5 protein-coding genes are annotated in these 7,927 nt (G+C 71.9%); 4 read left to right on the top strand and 1 reads right to left on the bottom strand.

Annotation, left to right across the window (positions count from 1 at the left end; all coding sequences use genetic code 11):
- Positions 1-184: 184 nt before the first annotated feature.
- The gene (locus ACFUJR_RS38170; protein WP_383181272.1) at positions 185-1,204 is read right to left on the bottom strand and encodes an IPT/TIG domain-containing protein; all 1,020 of its coding nucleotides are present in this window, start codon (positions 1,202-1,204) and stop codon (positions 185-187) included.
- 1,510 nt (positions 1,205-2,714) lie between these two features.
- On the opposite strand from ACFUJR_RS38170, the gene ACFUJR_RS38165 reads away from it, so the two are divergent.
- The 4 genes from ACFUJR_RS38165 (at position 2,715) to ACFUJR_RS38150 (ending at position 7,539) form a co-directional block, all read left to right on the top strand.
- Positions 2,715-3,461 (top strand): IPT/TIG domain-containing protein, encoded by a 747-nt coding sequence (locus ACFUJR_RS38165; protein ID WP_383181275.1) that lies wholly within the window; start codon positions 2,715-2,717, stop codon positions 3,459-3,461.
- A 1,050-nt stretch (positions 3,462-4,511) separates the two neighbouring features.
- Positions 4,512-5,621 carry a bifunctional DNA primase/polymerase gene (locus ACFUJR_RS38160; RefSeq protein ID WP_383181121.1) on the top strand — a complete coding sequence of 370 codons (1,110 nt, stop codon included), beginning with the start codon at positions 4,512-4,514 and terminating at the stop codon, positions 5,619-5,621.
- Positions 5,618-7,141 carry a phage/plasmid primase, P4 family gene (locus tag ACFUJR_RS38155; protein ID WP_383181118.1) on the top strand — a complete coding sequence of 508 codons (1,524 nt, stop codon included), beginning with the start codon at positions 5,618-5,620 and terminating at the stop codon, positions 7,139-7,141. Before ACFUJR_RS38160 ends, ACFUJR_RS38155 begins: the two co-directional genes overlap by 4 nt.
- Positions 7,138-7,539, top strand: a complete 402-nt coding sequence (locus tag ACFUJR_RS38150; protein ID WP_383181115.1) for a DUF6009 family protein — start codon at positions 7,138-7,140, stop codon at positions 7,537-7,539. Before ACFUJR_RS38155 ends, ACFUJR_RS38150 begins: the two co-directional genes overlap by 4 nt.
- Positions 7,540-7,927: the final 388 nt, after the last annotated feature.

The following is a 7,927-nucleotide window of genomic DNA, read 5'->3' as shown; positions in this document are numbered from 1 at the left end:
CGCTCAAACGGGCCGAGCACCGCAACCGGACACCAACCGCACCGAACACCATCACCACCACCCGACAAGGCACAACCTAAGTCACCGGCATTGCGGCTAGCCGCAGTGAGCGGTCGTGTGAAGGGGCCCTCCCACATCGCCGGTGACCGTGGTCGGCGACTCGGTCGGCGAGGGCGCGAGGCGCTCAGACCGAGGGTGCCGGGACGCGGTGGAAGGTGACCGCGGCTGACGTCCCCCCGACCGCCGTCACCCGGATGGCGGCGGGCCCGGCGGGTCCCGGCGGCACGACCGCCGTCAGCTGGGCATCCGACAGCACGGTGAAGCCCGTCGCGACACCGTCCACCCTGACGTCAGTCGCGGTGGCCAGTCCTGTGCCCGCCAGCGTCACGATCGTGCCGCCCGAGGCGGGCCCACTGGAGGGGAGGGCACCACTCAGCGTGGGAGGGCCCACATACGCGTAGGCCAGGGCGTTGCTCGCGCCCCCCGGCGTCGTCACGGTCACGGCGACCTGCCCGGAACCCGGTGGGGGCGTGGCGGTGATCGCGGTGGAGGACACGACGGTGAAGCTCGCGGACTGGGCCCCGAACCGTACGTCGGTGGCGTTCAGCAGGTTGAAACCCGTCAACGCGACCACCTGGTTCCCGGTGGAGGGGCCGGCACTGGGGGAGACCGCGAGGAGAACGGGGACGGGGGCGTAGAAGAAGTACGACTCGGGGGCGGCGGCGCTCGTGCCGGCGGGCGTCGTCACGGTGACCGGTACGGAGCCCGCGGGCCCCGGCGGTGACACCGCGGTGATCTGCGTCGAGGAGACGAGGGTGAAGGACGGCGCGCTGACGGATCCGAAGCGGACCCGGGTGGCGCCGGAGAAGTGGGTGCCCGTCACGGTCACGACGGTGCCGCCGTTCGTGGAGCCGCTGCGCGGCGAGACGCCGGTCACCGTCGGAGCGGCCGAGGTGTAGGTGAACAGCACAGTGGCGTTGCTGGTCCCGCTGGGCGAGGTCACCGTCACCGGCACCGCGCCCGTACTCCCGGCAGGGGTGACGGCGGTGATCCGAGTGGAGGAGTTGACGGTGTAGGCGACCGCGTTGGTGGGCCCGAAGCGTACCGCGGTGGCGCCTGTCAGGCCGGTGCCGGTGATGACTACGGTGGTGCCGCCTGACACCGGGCCCTGCGCGGGAGTGACAGAGCTGACTACGGGCGCCATGGGGTCTCCTGGGGCACGGGGTGGGTGGGGCGGGGGACGCCCGGACGGAAGGGCCCTCGTCGCCTCCGCGGAGGCGGGATCCGGCGGGGTCCTGGCCTTGTCAGGGGATGGGGCGGCTGAGCACGTCGGCTTCCGGAGCCGGGTGCCGGAGCCGGGTGTGGGACCTGGGCCGGACCGGGCGGGGCCGCCCCGCCCGACGTCAGCGGAGGCGTGACTCCGCGAGCGGGCGGGGAGCCGTCGCCGCTGCCCGGGCAGGCACCGGGCGGACGAGGCCAGCGTCCTCGCCGTCCCGCTCCAGGGGCCGACGGGCGGCGCGGGACGCTTCCGCGCGGAGGTCGGACGGGGCGGGGGCGACGCGCGGTTCGGCGTCGACAGCGGACCCACACCGTTCGGTGGTCCACAAGACCGCTCACGCCGGGACATCCGAACGGGCCAAGGGGGGCACCGGGGGCGCGCCCCCACCGTGCGCCGACCCCAGCCGGTGCCACAGGTGCGGCACCGGCTGGGTGACCCTTGTCCCGGAGTTGCCCATCGTGATCCCGTCGGTGTCGACGCTGCCTGCGCGGAGCAGCTACGACCACACCGGTATCACCCTCCGGGACAACGGACTGTCCAACGGTTGGACGCTTCCAAGTGACACAGGTGCCGGGCGAAGCCGCAAGGAGCAGAGCGAATCGTCCCTCGGTTGGAGGGGCGCACCTCCGCGCATTGTCAGTAGATCCCATCCACTCCTCCGTGTCGGTCCGTGCCCCTCGACGGCCGGATTCCTTGTCACGTACCGGGCAGCGGAGCGTCCCTCGTCGGGTGGCTTCTCCGGCCGTTGGCGGCGGGGGCGTGTGGTGGCGAGGGCGCGGTCGCGGCGCCCAGGGCTGCGGTATGGGGGGCCGGGTACCCGCGCCGCGGGCGCGCGCTGCCCGGGCGCCGCGGCCGCACTGGCGTGGGGTCGGCGCTCCCCCGCGGGTCGACGTGCTCAGGCGAGGCCGGCCGGCGACGCCGCCGTATGCGCGGCGCTCTCGCCGCGACGCCGTCGAGGCGGCAGCCGTATGGCCGGGAACGCAGACGCCGGGCCCCGATCGCGGTGTGTCCAGGGCGAGGACGCGTGGGGACCGCGCTCCCCTTCGCTCGTCCGGCGGCGGGAACGGCGTCCTGTTCCGGGCGGGCCGACTGCTCCGTTCGAGTGGTCGGGCGTGAGAGGGGCTTGTCCCTCGTATGGCCGTGTGGGTCACTGATGGCACATCGGCGGGCCGCCCATCCCGAGCCGAGGCAGGTGCACAGAGGCAGCGCCGGCCGGTCCTCCTCGCTTCCGGGCGAGACGTTCCAGCGGTCCGTGTCGCACGCCGGACCCAGGCGTACTGCCGCACGCTTCCCTGTCTCGTCAGTTTCGGCCGTGTACCGATCGCCATTCCTTGACACGGCGCCGACTCGCGTTCTCTTCCGGCGGTTGTCGGCGGGTCGGGCCGTGCCGGACGCCGGTCCATCGCAGGTCACATCGAGAAAGAGGAGCCTTGCCATGCCAATCTCCCCGAACCAGGGTTCGACCGGCGGTGGAACGCCGGTCAGCATCACGGGAACGAATCTGTCCGGCACCACCAATGTGGCGTTCGGCGGCAAACCGGCGACCGGCGTCACGCAGGTCTCCCCGACCGAGGTGACGGCGGTGTCCCCTTCGGGGACCGGCGCCGTGGGTGTCACCGTCACGACACCGGGCGGGACCAGCAACCCGGTGCCGTTCTTCTACGTGGGTGCGCCGTTCAAGTCGTCTCTGGGCGCTACCTCCGGGCCGCTGGCCGGGGGCAACATCATCAGCATCAACGGCACCGGCCTGTCGACGGCCACCAGTGTCTCCTTCGGAGGTGTGACGGCCACCCCGACCGTGAACTCCGACAGCTCCCTGAGCGTCACCGTTCCCGCCGGAGCGGGAGTGGGCCCCGTCCCGGTGACGGTCACCACCACCGGCGGCAGCAACAACGGCCTCACCTACACCTACGTCGACGTCCCCACGATCGGCACGATCACTCCGACCTCCGGCCCCGCATCCGGCGGGACGGCGGTGACCATCACCGGTACCAACCTCGACACCACGGACTCCGTCACCTTCGGCGGCGCGCCGGCACCGTTCGCGGTGATCAACCAGACCACCCTGTCGGCGGTCACGCCGCCCGGTACGGAGGGAGCCGTCGACGTGGTGGTGACCAACCCCGCCGGATCGGACACCGAGCTGGGTGCCTTCACCTACCTCGCCAGCCCCGGTATCTGACGGAACGGCTCCCCCGCGTCGGCGGTTCCATCCGGAGTGCCCGGCTCCTACGCCGGGGACGGGCCGGTCCGCCGCGGACACGCACGACGGCTCATGGGCCGGAGCGGCACAGAGGCCGGCACCGTCCCCGTACGGCGGCCAGCTGGCGTCGACGCTCACCGCACAGCGCGCCCGGTCGTGGGGGCCGCCCTCGGCCGCCGGCTCTGGAGGACGCCCCTGAAGGGCGTCCGGGCACCGGGCGGTGCCCGGCACGGAAGCAACGCGGCCGCCCGGCTGGTCCGCTCGACCAGCCGGGCGGCCGCCCGCCGTCGGGTTCCGTATCCGTTGACAGCATCGTCGCCGACCCGGCGAGGGAGCGCCGCGCAGCCGGGTCGGCGGCAAGGCGGCCGGCCACCAGCTCGCGCAGATCCTCGCCGGGCCGGCCCGGTTCGGGCTCCTCCTGCGCGACCTTCGTACGGCAGCACGGCGCAGGAGTCGCCCGCGAGGGGCGGCCCGCCGGTCACGGCGTACGCCAGCGGGGGGGCGGTGCCTTCGGGGAGGGACATGAGCCTGGCTCATGTCCCTCCTCCGCGGTCCGATGTGCCCCGCCCACCGCCCGCGCGGGGCGCAGGGTCGACCCGGAGCTTGGCGGGCACCCCGGCCAAGAACATGGCGGGCAGGCGGCAGCGACTGAAGCCCAGCGACTGAGCTGTCTTTCGGTCGCTGGGCAAAACCGCAGTTCAGACGCTGTCTGACTGGAGAACAGCGACTGAAGCGACTCAAGGTTCGGGTATATGAGCTGCAATGCGTGCGCGTGTGTGCGCGTCATATATAGGGGTCTTGAGTCGCTTCAGTCGCTGATCCTGTTGCTAGGCGCCTGTGACCTGCGGTGATTCCTCAGCGATCAGGCAGCTACCGAAGCCGGTTCAGTCGCTGCGGCCAGCCTTCGGTAGCTGAGTACCGGAGGCAATTGACACGCGACAGGTGCCTCGGCGGTATGCGGGCTTCGCGCCGTGTTTTCGCTAGCCTGACTCCGTCGTTGGGTCGCTTCAGTCGCTGTAGGGGAGTCATATGCCGGCTGACCCGCGGTACCCGGGCAGCGACTCAGGCGGCCCCGTCGCCGCGCGTCCCGTCGCCGAGTCGCTCGCCATCGCCCGCTGGTGTGCCGGTCAGGGTTGGCCGGTCCACCCGCTGGCTCCGGGCAGGAAGACACCGGCGGCCAACTGCCCCGCCTGCCGCCGACCCGGCCACGACCGCTGCCAGTGCTCCTGCCGGGACGCGGGCCGCTGGTGCCACGGCTTCCACGCCGCCACCCTGAGCATGGACCGCATCAGTCACTGGTGGGGGACGACTCCGCGACTCGGCGTCGCCGTGGCCTGCGGCCCGGCTAACCTGATCGTCATCGACATCGACGCCCATCCCGCCGTCCCCCCTCCACGGGACCGCCTCCTGCCCGGCATCCCGATCGCGGACGGCGTCGACGTCTCCGCCATGACGACCGGCTTCCACAGCCTGGCCGTCCTGGCCGCGCTCCGCGGCCAGGCGAACCCGGCGGAGGACACCACGACCCTGCGCGTACGCACCCCCTCCGGGGGGCTGCACATCTGGTACCGGGTCACAGACGGCCGCCGCTGGCAGTGCTCCACCGGGGCGAGCACCGCCCGGAGTCTCGCCTGGCAGGTCGATGTCCGCGCCCACGGCGGCTACATCATCGCCCCCGGCACCACCACCGATGCCGGGACCTACACGCCGGTGGGAACGAGCCGCACCCCGGTACCGCTGCCGGCGTGGCTCGCGCAGGAGCTGGAACGCACCCGCCACCTGCCCGCAGCCCGTCTTCCCGCCCCCCGCCGGGTGCCGCCCCGCGCCCGGCAGGCCGTCATCGCCGCCGGCGGCCGACGCGACCACGCCACCCACGCTCTCACCACCGTGCTCGCGGAAGTCGCAGCCTGCGCCACGGTTCCCGAGAACGCCGGCTTCTCCGAGAAGCTCAACCGGGCCGCCTACACCGCCGGCGGCCTCGTCGCGGCCGGGCACCTGACCCGGCAGGAGGCAGAGCGCGTCCTCACCGAAGCCGCACGCACGGCCCGTCCTTGCCAGGAACGGCGCTGCCAGCAGATCATCCGCAGCGGTCTCACCGCAGGCACCCGCCGCCCCCTGCAGCTCAGGAGCCGTCCGTGAACACTCCGACCGGAGGCGGCAACGACTTCCTCCTCGGATTCGACGCGCACGCCGTCGCAGCGCAGATCCTCTCCACCGGCAGGCCGTCCGTACCGGCGCAGAAACACAGCGGCACGACCGCGGCCCCCGGGCACGCCTCCGCGGACGGCCTGCTCCCCGACACCCTCACCGACCGCGGCAACGCCAAGCTCTTCGTCCGCCTCTACGCCCACGACTTCCGCTACGTCCCGGGCCTCGGCTGGTACCGGTGGGACAACACCCGCTGGCAGATGGACGAGGACGACACCGTGCTGTGGGCCGCCGGCGACCTCGGCGAGAACATCGCCACCACCGACCCCCGCGGCGTCCACACCCCCGAGGCCCTGAGGAAGCACCGCCGCCGCGCCCTGAGCACCTCAGGTATCAACGCCATGCTCACCCAGGCCAGATCAGCCCCCGGGATGGTCCTCAACGCCGCCCTTCTGGACGCCGACCCCTACGCCCTGTGCACCCCCGCCGGCATCGTCGACCTCCGCACCGGCCTCGTCCGCACCCCGAACCCCGACAAGGACTTCCACTCCCGCTCGACCGCCGTCGGGCCCGCCCCCATGGCCACCCCGCGGTGGAACCGCTTCCTGGCCGACACCTTCGGCGACGACGCCGAGGGAACCCAGATGACCAGCTTCCTCCAGCTGCTCCTCGGGTACTCCATCACCGGCGACGTCGGCGGCCAGGTCATGTCCTTTCTCTTCGGCGCCGGCAAGAACGGGAAGTCCGTACTCCTCGACGTCCTGATGAGGCTCCTCGGCGACTACGCCGACGCCGCCCCGCCGGGCTTCCTCATGGCCCGCCCCTACGAAGGCCACCCCACCGACCTCGCCGAACTCCACGGCCGCCGCGTCATCGTCTGCTCCGAGGTCAAGCCCGGCGACAAGTTCGACGAGGCCCGTGTCAAGCTCCTCACGGGCGGCGACCGCATCAAGGCCCGCCGCATGCGCCAGGACTTCTTCAGCTTCCGGCCCACCCACAAGCTCTGGCTGCTGGGCAACCACCGCCCCGAGGTCGGCACCGGCGGCTTCGCCTTCTGGCGGCGTATGCGCCTGATCCCCTTTGAACGCACCGTCTCCGACGACCGCAAGATCGACAACCTCGCCGACATCCTCGTCGCTGAGGAGGGCCCCGGCATCCTCAACTGGCTCGTCGACGGCGCACGCCGCTACCTCGAAGGCGAGAAGGACCTCACCGGTCCCGACAAGGTCCGCGTCGCCACCACCGCCTACGCCCAGACCGAAGACCACACCGGGCGCTTCTTCGACGAAGCCTGCGTCCTGAATCCGGATCACCGCGCCGAGCAGGCCCGCCTGTACGCCGCCTACCGATCCTGGTGCCATGGCGAAGGCGTACCCCCCGTCTCCAGTCGAGCCTTCGCCGCCCGCGCCCGCGAACTGGTCGGGCTTTCCTCCCCCAAAGAGATGATCCTGTCGAACTCGCGAAAGTACTACCATGGGATCAGCCTGCTCGCCGACGAGGAGATGGCATGAGCGCCCTGATCAGCGACGACGAGCTCAAGCACGAATGCAGGCTAGTCTGGCTCGAGAACGTCCAGGAGCTCGACTACGTCCGCCAGAGCCTGGACCGCTTGCCCACCCGCCGCGGCAAACCCGCCTACCACCGCGACGGACGCATGGTCGGCTACGCCGTCCTCGGACCCGAAGCCCGCCCATCCCGCGCCTCAGGCACCTTCCGGCGCCGCGTCTTCTGGCTGCTGCCACATGACCGGGACGCCGAACCCGATGGCCTCTACGCCACCGGCGCGCCCGCGGAGGCAGTCGACCCCCGGACCGTGACCTCCGGCAGCAAGGGATGCAAGACCGAACGCTCGGAGGGCGGCCCGCCCTCCCCCGCCATGCGGGAGCTGGGGATAACGCTTCCGCTGTAGTCGGAGCCTCTCCCTCGCACCCGAAGCGCGGTCCCCCGGCCGGCCGCGCCAGCGGGGAACTCGCTTGTGCGTACCAGTTCCTCGGCCCTGTTCTCCCGAAGCTACGGCGAAGCGACAAACTGCTCTTTGTAATCAGAGTGACACTCGGTCAGGGTCAGCGAGGCGGGGTCCGGGGAGTTCGCCGGCCTGGAGGGGTGGCGAAGTCGGCGTGGGCCTGCTCGACGGCTTCGCGGTATGCCTCGCGCTTGGCGTGTTCGGCGAGCGCCCGGTAGAGGGATCGCCCGTACGAGTTACCCCCGTTATGTTCTTTGCGGTCCTGCAAGAGGGCCGCTGGCCTCCGGGCCCGGCATGACTGTGTCCCCCTGTCGAACGGATGACCTGGGGGGTG

The sequence above is a fragment of the Streptomyces sp. NPDC057271 genome, assembly GCF_042668715.1.
Taxonomy (GTDB): Bacteria; Actinomycetota; Actinomycetes; order Streptomycetales; family Streptomycetaceae; genus Streptomyces.
Note: the sequence above shows the minus strand (reverse complement) of the source record. Positions and strands in the feature narration are given on the sequence as shown.